19 protein-coding genes and 1 pseudogene are annotated in these 19,316 nt (G+C 49.2%); 9 read left to right on the top strand and 11 right to left on the bottom strand.

Going from position 1 to position 19,316, the window contains the following annotated elements; translation table 11 throughout:
- The 8 genes from IPL71_RS10555 to IPL71_RS10520 form a co-directional block, all read right to left on the bottom strand.
- Positions 1-1,176 carry a phosphoribosylaminoimidazolecarboxamide formyltransferase gene (locus IPL71_RS10555; protein WP_345321369.1) on the bottom strand — a complete coding sequence of 392 codons (1,176 nt, stop codon included), beginning with the start codon at positions 1,174-1,176 and terminating at the stop codon, positions 1-3.
- A 69-nt stretch (positions 1,177-1,245) separates the two neighbouring features.
- On the bottom strand, positions 1,246-3,489 hold the full coding sequence (gene purD, locus IPL71_RS10550) for a phosphoribosylamine--glycine ligase (protein WP_345321368.1): 2,244 nt from the start codon (positions 3,487-3,489) through the stop codon (positions 1,246-1,248).
- Positions 3,490-3,543: 54 nt separating this feature from the next.
- A complete protein-coding gene (gene purF, locus IPL71_RS10545; RefSeq protein WP_345321366.1) occupies positions 3,544-4,992 on the bottom strand; it encodes an amidophosphoribosyltransferase in 1,449 nt (482 codons plus the stop codon).
- A 24-nt stretch (positions 4,993-5,016) separates the two neighbouring features.
- Entirely contained in the window at positions 5,017-5,517 is a 501-nt protein-coding gene (locus tag IPL71_RS10540; protein WP_345321365.1) for an AIR carboxylase family protein, read from the bottom strand.
- A gap of 2 nt (positions 5,518-5,519) precedes the next feature.
- A complete protein-coding gene (locus IPL71_RS10535; protein WP_345321364.1) occupies positions 5,520-6,491 on the bottom strand; it encodes a phosphoribosylaminoimidazolesuccinocarboxamide synthase in 972 nt (323 codons plus the stop codon).
- Between the two features lie 23 nt (positions 6,492-6,514).
- Positions 6,515-7,306 carry a phosphoribosylformylglycinamidine synthase I gene (purQ, locus tag IPL71_RS10530; protein WP_345321363.1) on the bottom strand — a complete coding sequence of 264 codons (792 nt, stop codon included), beginning with the start codon at positions 7,304-7,306 and terminating at the stop codon, positions 6,515-6,517.
- Positions 7,307-7,342: 36 nt separating this feature from the next.
- On the bottom strand, positions 7,343-8,359 hold the full coding sequence (locus IPL71_RS10525; RefSeq protein WP_345321362.1) for an AIR synthase related protein: 1,017 nt from the start codon (positions 8,357-8,359) through the stop codon (positions 7,343-7,345).
- A complete protein-coding gene (locus tag IPL71_RS10520) occupies positions 8,349-10,175 on the bottom strand; it encodes a phosphoribosylformylglycinamidine synthase subunit PurS (RefSeq protein ID WP_345321361.1) in 1,827 nt (608 codons plus the stop codon). The genes IPL71_RS10525 and IPL71_RS10520 overlap by 11 nt, the downstream gene beginning before the upstream one ends.
- Before the next feature lie 107 nt (positions 10,176-10,282).
- Here IPL71_RS10520 and IPL71_RS10515 point away from each other — a divergent pair, with 107 nt between their 5' ends.
- From IPL71_RS10515 to IPL71_RS10495, 5 genes are all read left to right on the top strand, one after another.
- A complete protein-coding gene (locus IPL71_RS10515; RefSeq protein WP_345321360.1) occupies positions 10,283-10,969 on the top strand; it encodes a Crp/Fnr family transcriptional regulator in 687 nt (228 codons plus the stop codon).
- Positions 10,970-11,053: 84 nt separating this feature from the next.
- The gene (locus IPL71_RS10510; protein ID WP_345321359.1) at positions 11,054-11,374 is read left to right on the top strand and encodes a cupin domain-containing protein; all 321 of its coding nucleotides are present in this window, start codon (positions 11,054-11,056) and stop codon (positions 11,372-11,374) included.
- A gap of 57 nt (positions 11,375-11,431) precedes the next feature.
- A complete protein-coding gene (locus tag IPL71_RS10505) occupies positions 11,432-11,812 on the top strand; it encodes a hypothetical protein (protein ID WP_345321357.1) in 381 nt (126 codons plus the stop codon).
- Between the two features lie 16 nt (positions 11,813-11,828).
- Positions 11,829-12,365, top strand: coding sequence for a cytochrome b (locus IPL71_RS10500; RefSeq protein ID WP_345321356.1), 537 nt, complete (start codon positions 11,829-11,831; stop codon positions 12,363-12,365).
- A 76-nt stretch (positions 12,366-12,441) separates the two neighbouring features.
- Positions 12,442-12,864 (top strand): hypothetical protein, encoded by a 423-nt coding sequence (locus IPL71_RS10495; RefSeq protein ID WP_345321355.1) that lies wholly within the window; start codon positions 12,442-12,444, stop codon positions 12,862-12,864.
- A gap of 131 nt (positions 12,865-12,995) precedes the next feature.
- Here IPL71_RS10495 and IPL71_RS10490 read toward each other — a convergent pair whose 3' ends face one another.
- Positions 12,996-13,601 (bottom strand): superoxide dismutase, encoded by a 606-nt coding sequence (locus IPL71_RS10490; RefSeq protein ID WP_345321354.1) that lies wholly within the window; start codon positions 13,599-13,601, stop codon positions 12,996-12,998.
- Between the two features lie 161 nt (positions 13,602-13,762).
- Between IPL71_RS10490 and IPL71_RS10485 the strand changes: the two genes are divergently transcribed.
- The 4 genes from IPL71_RS10485 to IPL71_RS10470 are packed head-to-tail and all read left to right on the top strand — an operon-like array spanning position 13,763 to position 16,176.
- Entirely contained in the window at positions 13,763-14,692 is a 930-nt protein-coding gene (locus IPL71_RS10485) for a DMT family transporter (protein ID WP_345321353.1), read from the top strand.
- Positions 14,689-15,171, top strand: a complete 483-nt coding sequence (locus tag IPL71_RS10480) for a gluconokinase (RefSeq protein ID WP_345321352.1) — start codon at positions 14,689-14,691, stop codon at positions 15,169-15,171. The genes IPL71_RS10485 and IPL71_RS10480 overlap by 4 nt, the downstream gene beginning before the upstream one ends.
- Entirely contained in the window at positions 15,168-15,656 is a 489-nt protein-coding gene (locus tag IPL71_RS10475; protein WP_345321351.1) for an aminoacyl-tRNA deacylase, read from the top strand. Before IPL71_RS10480 ends, IPL71_RS10475 begins: the two co-directional genes overlap by 4 nt.
- A gap of 1 nt (position 15,657) precedes the next feature.
- Positions 15,658-16,176, top strand: a complete 519-nt coding sequence (locus tag IPL71_RS10470; RefSeq protein WP_345321349.1) for a peptidylprolyl isomerase — start codon at positions 15,658-15,660, stop codon at positions 16,174-16,176.
- Positions 16,177-16,354: 178 nt separating this feature from the next.
- On the opposite strand, the pseudogene malQ reads toward IPL71_RS10470, so the two are convergent.
- Both malQ and IPL71_RS10460 read right to left on the bottom strand, forming a co-directional pair.
- A pseudogene (gene malQ / locus IPL71_RS10465) lies at positions 16,355-17,859 on the bottom strand (4-alpha-glucanotransferase).
- Entirely contained in the window at positions 17,856-19,280 is a 1,425-nt protein-coding gene (locus tag IPL71_RS10460; RefSeq protein ID WP_345321348.1) for a glycogen synthase, read from the bottom strand. Before IPL71_RS10460 ends, malQ begins: the two are co-directional and overlap by 4 nt.
- Between the last annotated feature and the right edge of the window lie 36 nt (positions 19,281-19,316).

Genomic DNA, 19,316 nt, shown 5'->3' with positions numbered 1-19,316 from the left:
CTAATGATGAAAAAGGCGAACGCCGCTGAAGGCCATCATCATGCCATATTCGTCACAAGCAGCGATAACATCTTCGTCACGATTGGAGCCGCCAGGCTGCAGGACATATTTCACACCGCTTTTGGCTGCGCGGTAAATCGAATCGCGGAACGGGAAAAATGCATCGGAACCAAGCACAACATCAGACATGCCATCCAGCCATGCGCGTCTTTCTGTAACTGATAGTTGATCCGGTAATTCTGTAAAGACATTTGCCCAGTTGGATTTTTCGGCTTCGGTGACATCGGGTTGCAAAAATTGGTCAATGGCGTTATCGCGGTCAGGGCGTTTGATGCCTGATTTAAACGGAAGATTCAAAACAGATGGATGCTGACGCAGTCGCCACAAATCCGCTTTGGAGCCGGCGAGGCGGGCGCAATGCACACGCGATTGCTGACCTGCGCCGACACCAATCACCTGCCCATCCACGGTGTAGCAAACGGAATTCGACTGGGTGTACTTAAGTGTTATCCACGCGATCAACATATCGCGGATGGCGCTTTCAGGGAGGTCTTTGTTTTTTGTGACGATATTGGCAAAGTCCGCGGGGGTGACGAGACGATCATGGCGATGCTGTTCAAACGTGACGCCAAAGACATCGCGTGTTTCCAAATTGGATGGCTCGTAAGCCGGGTCAATCTGGACGACGGCGTATTTTCCCTGCTTTTTCTTTTTGAGAATATCCAACGCTTCGGGTTCATAAGCAGGAGCAATGACACCGTCTGAAACTTCACGGCTGATGAGTTTGGCGGTGGGAACGTCTACGGGCTCTGAGAGCGCAATCCAATCACCGAACGAGGACATACGGTCCACGCCACGGGCGCGGGCGTAGGCAGTGGCAAGCGGTGAAAGTTCAATGTCATCTACAAAGTAGATTTTCTTGAGCACATCTGAAAGCGGCATCGCCACCGCCGCCCCAGACGGACTGACATGCTTGAAAGATGCCGCCGCTGGCAGATTAATCGCCGATTTCAACTCGCGGACAAGCTGCCATGAATTCAGCGCATCAAGTAGATTAATATAACCGGGCGAGCCGCTAAGGACTGTGATGGGCATGTCAATATCAGATTTCATGAAAACGCGGGCGGGTGCCTGTTGAGGATTGGCGCCGTAGCGAAGAGGAAGAGAAGATGGCATGGATAATTTCCTTTGATCAGATTATGTAACGGATCGCCTTTAGCAAAGCGGATAAACGGATGAAATAGATTAGGGAATCAGGCGGACTTTCTTTTCACCATTAACAAGTTCACCGATGATGAAGGTTTGTTCGGGGATGAGGCTTTGGATTTTGACGACATCAGATTTATCGGCAATGATAATCATGCCAATGCCCATGTTGAAGACGCGGTACATTTCGTCGGTGGCGATATGCCCTTCGGACTGAATCAGTTTCCAGATAGTTGGAGGCGTCCATGAGGTGAGGTGAATCTGTGCGTCAAGATTCTCTGTCAAGACGCGCGGAATGTTCTCGATGAATCCTCCACCGGTAATATGCGCAAGAGCTTTGACATGCGCGAGCACAGGCTGGAGCGCGGAATAATAAGAACGATGCGGAGCGAGCAATGCATCAGCGAGGGCGGGGTCAAGCTGCGTATCGGCAAAAACTTTGCGGATGAGTGAATAGCCATTCGTATGCGGACCTGACGACGCGAGGCCGATCAGCACATCACCCGCCTGTAAATTATTACGCGGCAAAATCGCATCGCGCTCCACCACACCGACAATTGTTCCGGCGACGTCAAATTCGTTCGGCTGATAAACGCCCGGCATTTCGGCGGTCTCACCGCCGAGCAACGCCACGCCAGATTCTTTACAAGCCTCCGCCATGCCAGTCACCACTTCTGCGGTAATTTCCGGGTCAAGCTTTGAGGTGGCGAAGTAATCCATAAAGAAAAGCGGACGTGCGCCCTGTACAAGAATATCATTGATGCAGTGATTGACGATGTCGTGACCAATACCGCGATAGCGCCCGGCATAAGCCGCCAATTTTACTTTTGTGCCAACGCCATCTGTGGATGCAACAAGCACGGGTTTATCAAACTCTTTCAACGCAGACACATCATAAAGTCCGCCAAAGGAACCGAGACCAGAAAGAACGGATGAGGTGTATGTGGATTTGACTGCGTCTTTCATTAAGTCAACTGCGTGATTGCCCGCATCAATGGAGACACCCGAATCTGCATAAGATGATTTTTTCAAAGCACGATGTGCAATATCTTTACGAAACTGCATCCCATCAAAAGAAACCTTATCTATATTTTCATAAACCTGTTTCACAGCAGAATTAATATCACGAGCCCAAGAGGTTAGCCCAAAGACTCTTCCTCCTGAAGTAATAACCTCATCATTATTAAATTTCGTACCTGCATGAAAACAAATTGTATTTGCTGACAATGTTTCAAACTTTACGATCTTGCCGCTCTCCACTTTTTCAGGATAGCCCTTACTAGCCAGCACCACGCAAACCGCCGCGCCATCCTTCCAGCGGATATTTACATCCTTTAATTTTCCGTCCACACAGGCATCGGCGATATCAAGCAAATCCGTTTCAAGCAATGGAAGCACAGCTTGTGTCTCAGGATCGCCAAAGCGGCAGTTAAACTCCAGCGCATATATGCCGTTTTGGGTGAGCATCAACCCTGCATATAACACACCGACAAAAGGAATATTTTCATTTCGCAATCCGTCAACCGCAGGTCTCAAAATGGATTCAACAGCTTCGTGCATCAAATTCGCAGTGAATACAGGAGCAGGAGCATACGCGCCCATGCCGCCAGTATTAGGTCCATTATCGCCATCCAGCAAACGTTTGTGATCCTGCGCTGGCAGCATCGGGATAATCATCTCACCGTCCGTAAACGCCATCAACGATACTTCCTGTCCGCTCAGGCGCTCTTCAATAATCACTTCGCTTCCCGCCTCGCCAAATGTTTTATCAATCAAAATCGATTCAACAACAGCCTTGGCCTCATCCAGTGTCTCAGGCAAAATCACACCCTTTCCGGCCGCCAAACCGGAAGCCTTAATCACAACCGGATAATCCACGCTCTCAAGATAACCAATCGCATCGCGGACTTTATCGAACGTGGCATAACACGCCGTTGGAATATGATGCCGCGCCATGAAATCTTTTGCAAATGACTTCGACGCCTCTATCTGCGCCGCCGCCTGACTCGGCCCAAAACAGCGGATTCGCTCCGCTGATAGTGAATCTGCCAACCCATCTGCAAGTGGAATCTCCGGCCCGATCAGCACCAGGTCAATCTGCTTCTCCCTACAAAAGCGGATAACATCCGCATGACTCGCCACATCCAGCAAAACATTCTCACCACACTCACCTGTCCCCGCATTGCCAGGCGCAATATACAACTTCGTCAACCGCGGCGACTGAGCCACCTTCCACGCCATCGCATGTTCCCGCCCACCCGAACCAATGATCAATACATTCATAACTGTTTTCCTCAATCCGCTTATCCATTTTGCCGAAGGCAATCCGTTACTTGATCATTTAAGACTTCGCTCAAACCCGGTCTTCACCGTATCCACATCCACCTGTATCGGATACTGCCCCGTAAAGCAAGCCTGACAAAATCCATCCTTGCGTCCCACCGCGCGCATCATGCCATCCAACGACAAATAATACAAACTATCCGCATCAACGAATTGACGAATATCCTCAACCGTTCTTTTATGGGCGATCAAATTATCATGCTTGCCCATGTCCACCCCCATAAAACACGGATGAGCAATCGGTGGACAAGTAATCGCAACATGCACTTCCTTCGCGCCGGCACTACGCAGTAACTTGATCAACGGTCCCGTTGTATTCCCACGCACAATACTATCGTCAATCATAATCACACGCTTATCGCGCACATTCTCATTGATCACATTAAACTTCAATGCCACACCGCGCTTGCGTAAAGAATCGGTCGGCTCAATAAAAGTCCGCCCGACATAACGGTTTTTAATAAAGCCATCGTTATACGGAATCCCACTCACATGCGAAAACCCGATCGCCGCAGGCACCGAAGAATCAGGCACAGGAATCACCACATCCGCAATCAAATCATCCGTTTCGCGAAGCGATCCGTTGAGTACTTCCCGCGCCAACTCCTCCCCCAATCGTTGCCGCACAGTATGCACACCGATCCCATCCCACACCTGATCAGGCCGCGCAAAATAAATATGCTCAAAGACACACATCGCCGAAGGCTTCACTGACGGCAAAGCCTGCATTACTTTTAGCGCATTATCTGAAAGCTCCACGATCTCACCGGGTTTCACATCACGAATAGCTTCACAGCCTAGTGTTTGCAAAGCGCCTGTTTCAGAAGCCACAGCATGTCCGCCGCTCGGGAGCAGCCCAATACACAGCGGACGAAATCCCCACGGGTCGCGCACCGCATAAACACTGTCACGAGTCAAAATGACCAGCGAATAAGCACCGACCCATTTTTTCATCGCATACTTAATACGCTCCTCCCAGGTTTTGCCGCCATTACGTGCCAGCATCATCGTCATCACTTCGGTATCAGATGACGATGAAAGCCCAACACCCTGCTGCATCAACTCTTCACGCAACTCAGCCGAGTTCACCAAATTACCATTATGCGCCAACGCCAGCGGACCATGCATGGTCTCGATCATAAATGGCTGCGCGTTGCGTTCCGATGACGATCCTGTTGTTGAATAACGCGTATGCCCAATCGCATAATGCCCGCTCAACTTATCCATCACTGACGATGTAAATACCTGCGACACCAGCCAGACCCCTTTATGTATCGACATCGCGCGCCCATCTGCAACGGCCATACCTGCGGCTTCCTGTCCACGATGTTGCAGCGCATACAACCCAAAGAAAGTCATACGCGCCACATCTTCATCAGGAGCAAATACCCCGATCACACCACATTCTTCTTTTGGTGAATCATCTTCCATTTCAAACTTCATTCAAACCTCTGGATTAAAACCTGACTACCGATCATTACCAACCGAATACTGGACGCTCGCATCGTCTTCTATGATTTTATCTGCCGCCCGTTTCTGACTCACTTTTACCTGCTCCCGTACTGATTCATCCACCAACCCGATAATTTTTGCAGCGAACAACGCCGCGTTGATAGGTTCCAGAACAACCGCAGGCGCGATTCCCGAAGGCATTCGCAGTGACGAATAAACATCCGCGCCGCCAAATGCATCAGACGGCGGCGGGCAGGCAATGACCGGCGCGCTCACGGTGCCGTCTGTAAATCCGCTCAGGGCGTTGCTTCTTCCCGCAACGGTGATATAAACTATTGAACGCGCATCTGCTTCGTAGTCACGCAGTATTTTCAGCGCGTGTTCCGCAGTCTTGTGAGCTGACGCAATGCGCATGACCGATTCAACCCCAAACTGGTTACATGCATCGGCTATCTTCTTGCTATGCTCCATATCGGCTTTGGAACCCATCAAAATTACAACAAGTGCATTCGACATAATTAAATCACTCCGGCTTTTTTTAAATTTTCAACCAATCGTTCCTGAACAGGATACTCTCCGGGCACAAATGTTTCGCCTGTCAGCATCTCATAAATAGTAATGTAACGCTCACTGGCCGCCGCCCATAACTCAGCAGACATTGCAGGGATTTCGCCGTCGCCGCGATAGCCTTTGCCTGCATACGCAATGCGGACAAATTCTTTGTCAAAGTTTTCGGCGTCTTCACCTGCGGCAAATCTTGCTTCATAAGTATCCGCTTTCCAGAAGCGGGACGAATCTGGTGTGTGGACTTCGTCAATCAGCACCACACTTCCATCAGAAGCGATTCCAAATTCATATTTTGTATCCACGAGGATCAGGCCTGCTTTGTGCGCCAACTCCTGTCCGCGCTTGAAGATGGCTAATGCGGCAGTTTGCACTTGATTCCATGTCTTCTCGTCAAGCAAGCCTTTTTCAACAACTTCAGCACAGGTCAGGCGTTCGTCGTGACCTGTCTCGCCGCCTTTGGTGGTGGGAGTAATGATCGGCTCCGGCAAAGCGGAATTTTTCTGTAAGCCGTCAGGAAATGTGTAACCATAAATTTCGCGCTCGCCTAATGAATAGCGATACCACAAGGCTGTGGATGTAACGCCCGTGATATATCCACGCACGATGACTTCGACAAGGATAGGCTCAGCCACACGTACAATCGAAACATTCGGGTCAGGCATGGAAATCAGGTGATTGGGGATAATATCTTTCGTCTGCTCAAACCACCAGGCGGATAATTGATTGAGCACCTGTCCCTTATATGGAACTTGCGCCAGAACACGGTCAAACGCAGACAGACGGTCTGTTGTAACGATAAGCCGCTGCCCATCTGGAAGATCGTACCAATCACGCACCTTGCCTGATTGTTTGCCACCCAATGGCAGATTTGTTTCATTAAGCGCCTGCGGAATTCGTTGCAATAATTCATTTTTTGAGATCATATCTTTTCCTTATACTATTAAATTTATATTTGACTTGCGTACTTCACGCCGTTTTCAAATAACTTCAAGCCGCTGCCACCATGCTCACCACGTGTGTGACGTGGATGCTGCCAAAGGTGGATGTGATTCTCAGGATGCGGCATGAGTCCCAGCACATTGCCTTGCGGATTGCAAATCCCTGCGATATCCATAATCGAGCCGTTGGGGTTGATAGGATATTCGCCATTAGCAGGCGATCCATTTGCGTGGATATAAGTAAGAGCAATTTGATCGTTAGCGATGAAAGAGGAAAGGGGAAAGAGATCTGTAGTTTGGAAGTTGCCTTCGCCATGCGCTATAGGACAGGTGATATTTTCGCTTAAATCTTTTGTCCAGATGCATTTTTGTGAAACCGGTTTGAGGTCTACCCAACGACATTCAAAATGACCTTGAGCATTAAAAGTCAATGTCACCTCTGCATCGTTCTTTCCTCTTTCATCTTTCTTTCCAAACGGCAAGACTCCTGATTTCACCAGCGCTTGAAATCCATTGCAAATACCGATCACGGGTTTGCCTGACTCCACAAAAGCGGATATTTCATCAGCAAAATAAGATGAAAGATCAAGAGCCAGAAGTTTGCCGGCGCCCAATGCATCAGCGTAGGAAAAACCGCCGGGAACAACGAGCAGGTTGAAGTTACGAAAGAGCGTGTTGCTCATCCGCAATTCGTTTAATGGGATTCCTGTCGGGTCGGCACCGGCGAGGGAGAGAGCATCCATTACGTCGAAATCGCGGTTGGAGCCATGAGCTTGGAGGACGAGGGCTTTTGGTTTCATAAGCAGAAAGGATGAAGGATGAACGCTTCGCGTGAATTATGAAGGATGAATGTTAAAGGCATGGACAAGTTCCTCTACGGGAATTTCTATATCGGCAAATTTGAGAATGGGGTTGGTGGTGACTATGCCAATTTTCGTGATGGGCAGGTTTGAAAATTGGGCTTCAAACACCGGCATATTTGAAGGAGCGACTTCGACAAGCAGGCAGCCATTAACTTCGGCAAAAAGATTGGATATTGTGTTTACTTCCAATCCAAGACGACCGCCAATACACATCTCCGCAGCGCTGACAGCGAGACCACCTTCGCTTAGATCGTGCGCAGATTTGACCAAGCCATTTTGTATCGCTTGATGTAATGCGCGATAAACCTGCACTGTATCTTTGTGAATATCAGGAACCAACTGGTCACCATTTACCAAATCACTGCCGATCAAATAAATCACATTTCCCGCTGCTTTCAAATCCATTGTGATGGCGGTGTTGATATCGTGAATAATGCCGATGGCTGAGATCAACAACGTGGGCGGAATGGCATGCCGTTGACCGTCGGCGCCGAGGTATTCATTGTTGAGCGAGTCTTTGCCGCTGATGAAAGGTGTGCCATAAAACAGCGCCGCATCGTAGCAACCGCGGCAGGCTTCGACGAGTGAGCCCATCGTCTCAGGGCGGAGCGGATCGCCCCAGCAAAAATTGTCGAGAATGGCAATACGCTGCGGGTCGGCACCGACAGCGACTGCGTTGCGAATGGCCTCGTCTATCACTGACCATGCCATTTTGTAGGCATCGCGTTTACCGTATTCGGGATTAATTCCATTGGAGAGCACAATGCCTTTGACGCCGCTTGTGCCAATCGGTTTAATAACTGCCGCATCCGATGGCGCGTCAGCTGCGACACCTGTCAATGGTTTGACTACTGTACCGCCCTGCACTTCGTGATCATAGATTCGAATCACTGCTGATTTGCTGGCGATGTTTGGAGATGATAAAAGATTAAGCAAGGTTTCTTTGACATTGACAATGGACGATGGACGATGGACCGTATTACTGACCACTCGGTTTTTCGATTACTGCTCTCAGTTCTCTCTGCGGAATGCCATCGTGCAAAAATTCGTTGTTCATATTTACAACGATATTTTCGTTATAGCGGACAATAAGTCTGCCATCGCCTGTGAATTCGCCGATGTCGGTTAACTCAGTATCGAAGGTGTCGCATAATTTTTGCAAGTCAGAAATATTTTCGAAAGGAACCGACAGCACCATGCGTTCCTGTGCTTCTGAAAGCCAAATCTCCCACGGAGCGAGTCCCGCGTATTTGAGCCGCACATGCGAGAGTTCAATATCCGCGCCGATGGTGGAAGCCATTTCACCAGCCGCGGATGAAAGTCCACCGGCGCCGCAATCGGTGATGGCTGTGTATAAGCCCAAGTCACGTGCGCGGACAATCACATCGATCAAACCTTTTTCGGTGATGGGGTCGCCGATCTGCACTGAAGCGCCGGCCACCTCACCGGTCTGTGCATCCATGGTCATTGAAGAAAACGTCGCGCCGCGCAATCCATCACGACCTGTGCGGCCACCGAGCACGATCACACGGTCACCTTTGCGCGGTGTGCGGACGTGTTTGCCTTTTGGCGCGAGTCCCACACAGCCGCAAAAAACGAGCGGATTGGCTGTGTACCCTTCGTCATAAAGAATCGCGCCATTCACTGTTGGAATGCTGATCTTGTTGCCATAATCCTGCACGCCCGCGACCACACCCGATTGAATGCGACGCGGATGTAAAACACCTTCAGGTAAAGTATCTGGATTTAGATCCTGCGGACCGAAGCATAGGACATCTGTATTGGCGATGGGTTTTGCGCTGACCCCGATCACATCGCGTATGACTCCGCCGACGCCTGTGTTGGCTCCCCCAAACGGCTCAATGGCTGACGGATGGTTGTGCGTCTCGGCTTTGAATGAAATTTCGTATTCGTCGTCAAAGTCAATGATGCCGGCGTTATCCACAAAAGCAGAAATGACCCACGGCGCGTTTATTTTGTCGGTGGCAGATTTGAGGTAGGTTTTGATCAGACTATCGACCACGGACAATTGACCATCGGCAGACGCGGTCTGTCGTCTATCGTCTATCGTCACTTTGGCTTTGAATGTTTTATGTCCGCAGTGTTCGCTCCAGGTTTGGGCGATGGTTTCAAATTCGACATCGGTGGGGTCGCGTTGTTCTTTGGTGAAATAATTTTGAATCGCTTTCATCTCTGCCAGATCAAGCGCGGCGCGGCGATCTTTGGAGAGAGCGAGCAGTTCGTTATCGGTCAAACTGCGAACGGGAATAACTTCCACTGCCCCACTGGATTCTGTTTCCTGCGGAAAGGACGGAGTGATATCGCCAATTGTCCAATGGTGAATGACGGGATTGGCGAACAGAGACGCAATAGGCAACGGATCGCTTCGCGAATCGGATGAACGGATAAGGTCAACGGATGTATTGAACGTTAGAAGAAAGCGTTGACCGGTGGCGGCGTGATGGACGCCGTTGAATCCCAGCTCGTGCGCGGCGCGGACAATTTGCTCGGCCACCGGGTCGGTGACGCCCGGGCGCAGGGCTACTTCCAGAATAACCGTATCAGGCTGGGGCGCAGAAAGATGCGGGATCTCCATCCAGGAAGCGGTTTGAGTCACGGGGTCGGTTAAAAGTTTGAGGGTCAACTGTCTGCAATCCTCCTGAGACAATTGACCCTCGATGAAGTAGAGGTCTTGAACTGTGATCTGTTGCAGGGTGTGAAAGCCCAGCGCTTGAGCCTCCTTCATAAAAGAGGCTGATCGTGGGTCTTGATTAACAAAGTGAACGATGAATTTATAGGTGGGCATGGGTGATCCTTTTTGAAAACCGAGGCCATTTTACCCTTTGAAACTTGTCTAGTCAACATGCGAATTTTTTCAAATTCCGGTGAATGTTTCCATGCTACACTTGCCATATGGCGCAAACCGAAGTTCTACTTAAACGATTACAGACCTTTGAATTCTTGCGCGGGCTGGATGAAGAGACTCTCGAAAAAATGGCAAAGCATTCCACCTGGAAGGTGTTTGCGGCGGGCACAGTCATATTTTGGGAGGGCGATACCGAAAGTAATTTATATTATCTGCAATATGGCTCGTTGAAAGTTTTAAAATCTTCGGGCGATGGGCGCGAACAGGTGCTGAGATTTATTGGCGCCGGTGAAATATTTAATGAGGTGGGTGTGCTGGCGAACCGTCCAAACCCGGCAACGGCGGTTGCGCTTGAAGAATCGGGAATATGGTTGATTCCACGCAAGCTGCTTGAGGAGGTAATCCTTGCTCACCCGCAGGCGGCGATGCAGATCATCGAAAACATGGCGGATAAGATCATCGGGCTTGTGTCGCTTGCCGCTGACCTTACTTTGAAAAGCGTGGAAGCCAGATTTGCAAATCTTTTACTGGAGCAAGCCGAAGAAGGCGTGATCGAACGTCGCCGCTGGACAACGCAAACGGAAATGGCTTCGCATCTTGGCACGGTGCCGGATGTGTTAGGCCGCGTGATCCGCGAGTTAACCAAAGCAGGGTTGATCGAAATGGACAAAAATCACATCCGCATTCTGGATCGCGAGGGATTAACGAAGCGGGCAATGATTCAGGGCAAATAATAACCGGGGGCAAAAACCCGACAAAAGTCGGGGCGGGATGCGGGGGAAAGAGATAAAGTCAGATATATCCAAAAGGAGTTTTCAATGTCTGACACAAATTCACAATTCTATTTCGTAGACACAAAGGCAAAGGCTGTATTTTCAGAAGGCGGACCCAAGCCGCAATTTTTAATTGATACGCCAAAATTTAAGGCGCTGGTCGTTGGGCTTGAAGCCGGCGGACAAATCCCCGCTCACCCTGGTGAGGCGGCAATGTATCATTTTCTTGAAGGCACTGGCTTGATGACAGTCGGCGAAGATGCCTTTGAAATCAAACCCGGTGTGACAGTGGTTGTGCCGAGCGGTGTAAAGCGCGGGATGAACGCAAAGACGCGAATTATATTTCTTGGCTCAAAAGGCGAGTAATAAAACTGTGTTGTCATATTTCCCATCAAAGACCTGATGCATTGCAAGGAGTTCACTGTGAATACAAGATTGAATAAGATCGCGGCCGTTCTTGCCTTCATTGTCGGCGCTTTATCAATACTGGCCGGCGGAATGGCAATGCGGGGCTGGAGCCCGGGGTATTTTGTTCTCCACTGGCTGCCTGTTTACAATTTCATCATGGGCGTGCTGACAGTTTTTATCCCGGCCATTTTAATTTGGAAAAATAGTCAATACGCAATGCCAGTAGCGCTGACGACATTTGGAATCCACGCGGTTGTGACATTGCTGCTGCTCTCTGCATTTCGCGGCACACCCGCAGCACAAAGTATCTACGCCATGTTGTTTCGATTGATGGTCTGGCTCACCATTCTGGCACTGATATTTTTCGGAGCACGAAAGAAAAGCTCTCAATCATAGACACAAGAGGTTAATCATGTCAAAAATCGCACCTGTTCGTTATCACCCGTTACAAGTCAGCTTTCACTGGTTGGTTGTTGTTCTCGTGTTCATTGCTTTTATTCTTGGAAAGTACATAAGCAGCCTCCCCAACAACGAAGCGGGGAAAATTGCACCACTCGGTATACACATGCTATTGGGCGGAATCACACTGATGGTAATCATCGCCCGATTTATTACGCGTCTGCGCCTGCCCAAACCTGATTCAGCCACGACAGGCAATGCCTTTCTCGATCAGATCGGCAAACTGGTTCACTATGCACTTTACGTGTTCGTTTTTCTAATGACGATCAGCGGCATGGCGCTTTCATTTCAATCGGGGTTAATGCCCATTGTCTTTGGAAATTCAGGAGCAGCCCTGCCCGTGGATTTTCTTGCCTTTACCTCACGTATGCTGCACGGCTTTATCGCATCCGCACTGGTGTTGTTAATCCTCCTGCACGCCGGGGCGGCGCTGTATCACCAGTTTATGCTTAAGGATAATCTTTTGGCGCGGATGTGGTACGGAAAATAATTAAACCCGAATCAGAGTTTCACTCGTGAATTTCATTGACGAGTTTGGTAAGTTAGAAAAACAGCAAGGAGAAAAAATGAAAAACATAATTGGTAAATGGAATATCGGCATCGGACTTTGGGTAATGGCATCTTTCATGATCTATGGTTTTGTACTGATCTATCTGCGGGATTTTGCCCCCGGCAAAGAAGCATGGATCGCGGAGTACAACGTCAGCCCGCATTTTGAAGCACGGCTCGCGCACGTCCACGGAAATCTATTCTCTCTGCTGAACATCGTCTTTGGCTTTCTACTCATCAAACTGCAAGTAAAAGAGAACTACGCAAAATGGGTCTCCGGGCTGGCATTGGCTGGTCTGCTCATGCCCTTGGGAATCTTGAGTGAAATGTATCTTGGGCTGCCATTCTATACAGTACTGGTCGGCGGACTCTCCATGTTTCTTGCGACAGTTGTACTGGGCGTGGCGGTTGTCCAAATGAAACAGGCGAAGGATATTTAGAACCTGCCAAAAATCACCGGCCTGCCACAAACAAGATCTCCACTTAATTCAACCGTTGATTTTCATAGCCACAAACAAAAAGAGTCTCCGCAAAAATAGCGGAGACTCTTTTTGTAAAAACTGTATGTTAATTATTTTGCAGAATAGCGGGCAGCGACAGCATCCCAGTTGACTACATTCCAGAATGCGCTGATGTAATCAGGGCGGCGATTCTGGTAGTTGAGATAGTAAGCGTGCTCCCAAACATCGAGTCCCAGGATCGGGGTCAGGCCGTCGGAGAGAGGGCAATCCTGATTGGGGGTGGATACAACAGCCAACCCGTCGCCTTTTTTGACGAGCCAGGCCCAGCCTGAGCCAAAGCGAGTAGTGGCGGCTTTTTCAAACTCAGCCTTGAAAGCATCGAACGAAGTGAAGGAAGCATCAATGGCCTTGGCAAGCTCGCCCTTTGGCGCGCCGCCGGCGTTGGGTCCCATCACTTCCCAGAATAAGTTGTGATTGTATGTGCCACCGCCGTGATTGCGGACAACCATACGCACGCCTTCAGGAACAGCATTCAAGTCACCGAGCAATTCTTCGAGTGATTTGCCGGCGAGTTCGGGGGTCTTTTCGATCGCAGCATTCAAATTGGTGACGTAGGTGTTGTGGTGCTTGGTGTGATGAATTTCCATGGTGCGCGCATCAATGTGCGGCTCCAGAGCATCATAGGCATAAGCAAGTTTGGGTAATTCAAAAGCCATAGTATTTCTCCTTAGAGTTGATCCTGATAATTTATGAAATTACATTCTTTCCACGTATAATTCGATTTTACCTTGATATAACGTTCCCGACAAGAATTTGGACAATTTTTATACAAATATCATATAAATCAAGTCCGCGAAACCTGACTTTAGGAATAAAAATGACCGACACCCGCGCCCGCCTGCTGCTCCCCTTTGCCATCACCATCGCCATCCTTGCCGTTTCCACATCCAGTATTTTTATCCGCTTTGCGCAGAATGATGGCGCGCCGTCACTGGTGATCGCTGCGCTCAGAATGTCAATTGCAACTTTGATTCTGATGCCGCTTGCGCTCACGAAACATATCGACGAAATAAAACGCCTCACGCTTAACGAAATACTGCTCGGTGTTTTCTCGGGCATTTTCCTCGCCTTACATTTCGCCACATGGATATCATCCCTTGAGTACACCAGAGTGGCGAGTTCTGTGGTCTTTGTCAGCACGGGGCCGCTTTGGGTGGCGTTGCTATCTCCGTTTTTACTGAAGGAACATCTCGCGCGAACAGCCATCTTCGGGTTGATCCTGTCACTCGCAGGCGGAACAATTATCGGCTTGTCTGATGCGTGTGTCTGGGAGTCTGGGTTATCCTGTCCGGCGATGCAAGATATCCTGCAAGGCCGTGCAATGTGGGGCAACTTCCTCTCGCTGCTTGGTGCGTTTGCGTTAACCGGTTATCTCATCATCGGCAGAAAATTGCGCGACGGTATTACGCTCATCCCATATATTTTCATGGTGTATGGCGTTGCCGCGATTGCATTGATCGTCATTATGTTTGCAACCGGCAATTCGCCGCTCGGCTTTGCCCCCAAAACATACGGCTGGATATTTTTACTGGCTGTGCTGCCGCAGTTGATCGGTCACTCTACTTTTAATTGGAGTCTTAAATATATGCCCGCAGCTTTTGTGGCAATCACCATTCTTGGTGAACCGGTTGGCTCGGCTATTTTGGCATTCTTTATTTTGAACGAGATTCCCACACTCGTGACCATTATTGGCGGTGTGTTGATCCTCGCGGGGATTTATCTTGCATCACGGCAGTCCAAGCCATGATGATCGTTATCATGGGTGTGGCGGGCTCAGGAAAGACAACGATCGGTTCACTGTTCGCGAAAGAGCTTGATTGGAGTTTTTATGACGCAGATGATTTTCATTCTGAATCGAACCGCACAAAAATGTCACAAGGCATCGCGTTGACCGATGAAGACCGCGCAGACTGGCTGGCTTCCTTAAGAAAACTGATCGAAGAAAATTTACAGGAAAATAAATCGGCTGTTCTTGCATGCTCGGCGTTGAAAAATACATATCGCAGTAAACTACAAGTAAACGAGCATGTAAAATTTGTTTATCTACAGGGAAGCTACGAACAGATCAAAACACGCCTGCAAAACCGCCCCGGTCACTTCATGTCCGCGGGCATGTTGGACAGTCAGTTTGAAATTCTCGAAGAACCGGAAAACGCACTGATCGTTGATATTACAAACACCCCGCAAGATATTCTCACCATCATACGCAAAGGATTCAACTTATGAAACTCCCCTCGCACATTCACCTCGACAATTTAAATATTCCCTACGAAGCGCGTAGTTTTTCACCTGAGACAGAAAAAGGTGCAGCCAATGTAGCACATGCTTTGAATTTCTCTGAACGACAAGCCGTGAAGACTCTCATATTTCAAGTGGATACCGGCGAACGGGTGCTCGTGATGCTCGGCGGCGATCAGAATGCAGTCTCTGGAAATTTGAAGAAGGCCATCGGCTCACGCAATATTCAAATGGCTGCGCCGGAAGTGGTTAAGGAAACAACGGGATATATTATCGGATCCATTCCCGCTTTTGGCTGGCAGCCCGTTAATTTCAGATCCTTCCTTGAGGCGAGTCTACTCAACGAACCCATCCTCGGCACGGGCGGAGGTCAATGGGGCGAAGAGATCATGATCACGCCTGAAAATTTAATAAAAGCCAGCAATGCGATTGTGGTGAACTTGACCGAACGCGACAAACCAGTCCAGATTTAAGATGACAAATCCACGCATCACGATCAGCACCGAATTCGGCGGGATCATCCTTGAGCTTTTCCCAGAGCAGGCACCCGTCACCGTTGATAATTTTCTGCGCTATGTGGACGGAGATCGTTTTACAGACGCGGTCTTTTATCGCACAGTCCGCGCTGATAATCAGCCGAATAACAAAATAAAAATCGAAGTGATTCAAGGCGGTCTAAAGGCAGACGATCATCCGCTGGTGCTGGCGTTAATTCCGCACGAGACCACCGCTCAAACGGGAATCCAACACACAGACGGGACAATCTCGATGGCACGGAATGAACCGGGCACCGCATCTTCTGAATTCTTTATTTGCATCGGGGATCAATCGGCTCTGGACTTTGGCGGCATGCGCAATCCCGACGGTCAGGGATTTGCCGCTTTTGGAAGAGTAATCAGCGGCATGGATGTTGTGCGGAAAATACAAAGTCAACCCGCAATTGAACAGGCTCTTACGCCTGAGGTTAGGATATTAAAAATCAGCAGGGATTAATCTTTAATTCGCCTTACGCTGTTTTCTTCGAGAAATCTATTTTAGGGAATGATATGACACCCCTTCGGGGTTGGACAAATTTTTGCATTGATTCTAGAATCATTTCACTTCTTCGGAGTTATACGGCATAAGATGATGTAAATAAAAAAGACGCCTCTGAAAATGAGGCGTCTTTTAGTTATCTTAAGTACAACCAGTTCAATTCACGTAATCCGCCGGCAAGACCGTCATTCATATCTTCCTCCCTCATTCTCCATTCCCAGTTGCCACCCAATTTACTCGGGAAGTTCATGCGGGCTTCTCCACCGCAGTTTAGTAGATCCTGCATGGGAGTGATCGCAATGTCAGCAACTGATCCCCACACCGCGCGGATCAAGTCCCAGGCGAAGTCGCTTCCATCAACGCGCAAATAACGTTGAGCGAATTCACGTTCGTGCGGTTCAGCGGCAGCAAACCAACCACGCGCAGTGTCATTGTCATGTGTGCCGGTATAGGCCACGCAATTTGGAACATAATTATGAGGCAGGAAGGGATTATCCGGCCCGGAGAATCCAAACTGCAAAACTTTCATACCGGGTAGGTTAAAGGCTTCAAGCAATTCGATCACATCTGGTGTGACCAATCCCAGATCTTCGGCGATAAATGGCAGACCGGTACCCGGAGTAAGCAATCCATCACCAAGGTGCTTATCGATGGCGCGGAACAAATCCTTGCCGGGACCTGTAACCCAACGTCCAAATTCGGCAGTCTTATGATCAGCTGGGATTTCATAATAACCAGCGAAACCACGGAAGTGGTCAAAGCGTAAAATATCAAATATCTGCAAAGAGGAACGTACACGGGTCAGCCACCAGGCATAACCATCTTTTTATGGACTTCCCAATTGTAGAGCGGATTACCCCATAACTGTCCGGTAGCGGAAAAACCATCAGGCGGGACGCCCGCCACAACGGTCAGGTTTCCGGCTTTGTCCATGTAAAATAATTCAGGATGAGCCCAAACATCTGCAGAGTCGTTGGCAACAAAAATTGGAAGGTCACCAATGATCTGAATGCTGCGTTCATTTGCATAGGCACGCAATTTATTCCACTGGCGGAAGAAGATAAATTGATAGAAAGCATAACGCATGATTGTTTCAGCAAGTTCACTTTGTGCTTTGCGAAGAGCGGTCTTCTTGCGGGAACGCAATGGTTCAGGCCATCCGCTCCATGAGCCGCCACCGTTGGATTCTTTGAGGGCCATGAAGAGAGTGTAATCATCAAGCCAGGAAGCATTCTCAGCGCAGAAATAATCAAAGGCTGGACGTAACTGTTCGGGTTGGGATTGGTAGGTGGAAAATGCCTTTTGTAAAAGATCCAGCTTGCGGGGAATGAGCAGGCCAAAGTCCACGTGAGATGCGGGCAGGTCTTTCATCCCGTTTAGATCTTCCTGAGTCAATAATCCATCAGCAAAAAGATCATCGAGGCTGATTAGATATGGATTCCCAGCGAAGGCGGAAAAACATTGATAAGGCGAATCGCCATAGCCGGTGGGGCCAAGCGGAAGCACCTGCCAGAGTTTGCAGCCAGTGGATGAGAGCCAGTCTACAAAACGAAATGCCTGCGGGCCGAGGTCACCGATACCATAGGGGCTTGGCAGGCTGGAGGGATGAAGGAGAATTCCAGAGGAGCGTTTGAAGGTCATGATTTAATAATGGATTGATAGAGTTCGAGATATTTTTTCGCGGAGCTTTCCCAGGAAAGATCCTGAGCCATGCCTGCGCGTTGAATGGTCTGCCATTGTTCGCGTTCTGCATACACTTTGAATGCGGAATTAATGGCTGCCACTAAAGACATATGATGAATTTTTTCGAAAACGAAACCGGTCTTGTTGTGAATCACTGTATCGTTCAACCCGCCTGCTGCGCGAACAATCGGAACGCAGCCGTAACGCATAGAGATCATTTGTGAAAGTCCGCAGGGCTCATAGCGTGAAGGCATCAAGAACATATCTGAACCGGCGTAAATTTGACGAGCGAGGCCGGCATCATAACGAGTTTCCACTTTGACCCGCTCAGGAAACAGTTCCTGTAATTTCATGGCGGCTTCTTCCAATTTGGGATCGCCCGTTCCCAGGATGATCGCCTGCCAATTGGATTTTTTCATGTTCTTCAGCGCGGCGAAAACAAGATCCACACCTTTTTGCACATCCATGCGGGAAACCATTGCCAGCAAAGGTGTTTCAGGTTCGCGCGGCAAACCGAGTCTTTCCTGTAACAGACCTTTGTTTGCAGCGCGTTTCTCCAAAGTGTTGATATCAAAATTAACGCCCAAGGCTGTGTCATCTGCGGGATTAAAAGAAGTTGTATCCAACCCATTCAAAATACCGCTGACAGACTCGCCACGAGAGCGCAGGAATTCATCCAGTCCGCAGCCGTATTCTTGTGTGAGGATTTCCTTGCCGTAGGTCGGCGAGACAGCCACGATCGCATCAGATGCCCAAAGCCCCAAAGGCAGAGGCATGACACGTGCCCAATCAGGCAAATCTGTCTGCGCGAGTTTTAGTCCGTAACTCTCTACGATCTCACTAACATTCGGTCCCATAAAAGGAAGGTTGTGCAGTGTAAGTACAGATGCAACGTGACGGGAACCTTCCTCCCAGCGTTTTGTCAGCGAGGCGTACATACTTAAAGCGGTATGCCAGTCATTGCCGTGAATGACATCAGGCTCCCAATTTATCTGTCTTGATAGTTCCAGCGCAGCAAAGGAGAAGAAAGCATATTTTTCTGCGTCGAGGTTCGCATCGAGCGAATAGACCGAACCATTCGCGCGGATCGGCTCTCCGCCGATAAAGTAAACCGGCATACCATGCAGCACGGTTTCAAACGCTTCCACTTGAATCTCGGCCGCGCCGCGCACAAGCGAAAACATCCCCAACGGCTTGAGGTTGTCCGCTTTTACAGCGGGGTGATACGGCAAAACAAGCCGCACATCGAGTTTTATATCTTCATTGGAAAGGGCGCGCAATGCGCGAGGGAGAGAACCAGCCACATCACCTAATCCCCCCACTTTGATAAAAGGCTCAGCTTCCGCTGCAAGGAAAAGAACATTGATGGTTTTAGGCATATTTTTATTTTACTACCATAAGACCCTAAAGGTTTT

The sequence above is a fragment of the Candidatus Villigracilis proximus genome (assembly GCF_016717045.1).
Taxonomy (GTDB): domain Bacteria; phylum Chloroflexota; class Anaerolineae; order Anaerolineales; family Villigracilaceae; genus Villigracilis; species Villigracilis proximus.
This window is presented reverse-complemented; position numbering and strand designations above follow the sequence as displayed.

Bases quoted from the DNA above. Each gene is read 5' to 3' on its own strand.
- IPL71_RS10515 (WP_345321360.1), top strand. From the start codon at position 10,283: ATGGCGCAAACCGAAGTTCTACTTAAACGATTACAGACCTTTGAATTC.
- purF (WP_345321366.1), bottom strand. From the start codon at position 4,992: ATGAAGTTTGAAATGGAAGATGATTCACCAAAAGAAGAATGTGGTGTG.
- IPL71_RS10470 (WP_345321349.1), top strand. From the start codon at position 15,658: ATGACAAATCCACGCATCACGATCAGCACCGAATTCGGCGGGATCATC.
- IPL71_RS10490 (WP_345321354.1), bottom strand. From the start codon at position 13,601: ATGGCTTTTGAATTACCCAAACTTGCTTATGCCTATGATGCTCTGGAG.
- IPL71_RS10480 (WP_345321352.1), top strand. From the start codon at position 14,689: ATGATGATCGTTATCATGGGTGTGGCGGGCTCAGGAAAGACAACGATC.
- IPL71_RS10540 (WP_345321365.1), bottom strand. From the start codon at position 5,517: ATGTCGAATGCACTTGTTGTAATTTTGATGGGTTCCAAAGCCGATATG.
- IPL71_RS10520 (WP_345321361.1), bottom strand. From the start codon at position 10,175: ATGCCCACCTATAAATTCATCGTTCACTTTGTTAATCAAGACCCACGA.
- IPL71_RS10460 (WP_345321348.1), bottom strand. From the start codon at position 19,280: ATGCCTAAAACCATCAATGTTCTTTTCCTTGCAGCGGAAGCTGAGCCT.
- IPL71_RS10485 (WP_345321353.1), top strand. From the start codon at position 13,763: ATGACCGACACCCGCGCCCGCCTGCTGCTCCCCTTTGCCATCACCATC.
- IPL71_RS10510 (WP_345321359.1), top strand. From the start codon at position 11,054: ATGTCTGACACAAATTCACAATTCTATTTCGTAGACACAAAGGCAAAG.
- IPL71_RS10555 (WP_345321369.1), bottom strand. From the start codon at position 1,176: ATGCCATCTTCTCTTCCTCTTCGCTACGGCGCCAATCCTCAACAGGCA.
- IPL71_RS10495 (WP_345321355.1), top strand. From the start codon at position 12,442: ATGAAAAACATAATTGGTAAATGGAATATCGGCATCGGACTTTGGGTA.
- IPL71_RS10475 (WP_345321351.1), top strand. From the start codon at position 15,168: ATGAAACTCCCCTCGCACATTCACCTCGACAATTTAAATATTCCCTAC.
- purQ (WP_345321363.1), bottom strand. From the start codon at position 7,306: ATGAAACCAAAAGCCCTCGTCCTCCAAGCTCATGGCTCCAACCGCGAT.
- IPL71_RS10500 (WP_345321356.1), top strand. From the start codon at position 11,829: ATGTCAAAAATCGCACCTGTTCGTTATCACCCGTTACAAGTCAGCTTT.
- purD (WP_345321368.1), bottom strand. From the start codon at position 3,489: ATGAATGTATTGATCATTGGTTCGGGTGGGCGGGAACATGCGATGGCG.
- IPL71_RS10535 (WP_345321364.1), bottom strand. From the start codon at position 6,491: ATGATCTCAAAAAATGAATTATTGCAACGAATTCCGCAGGCGCTTAAT.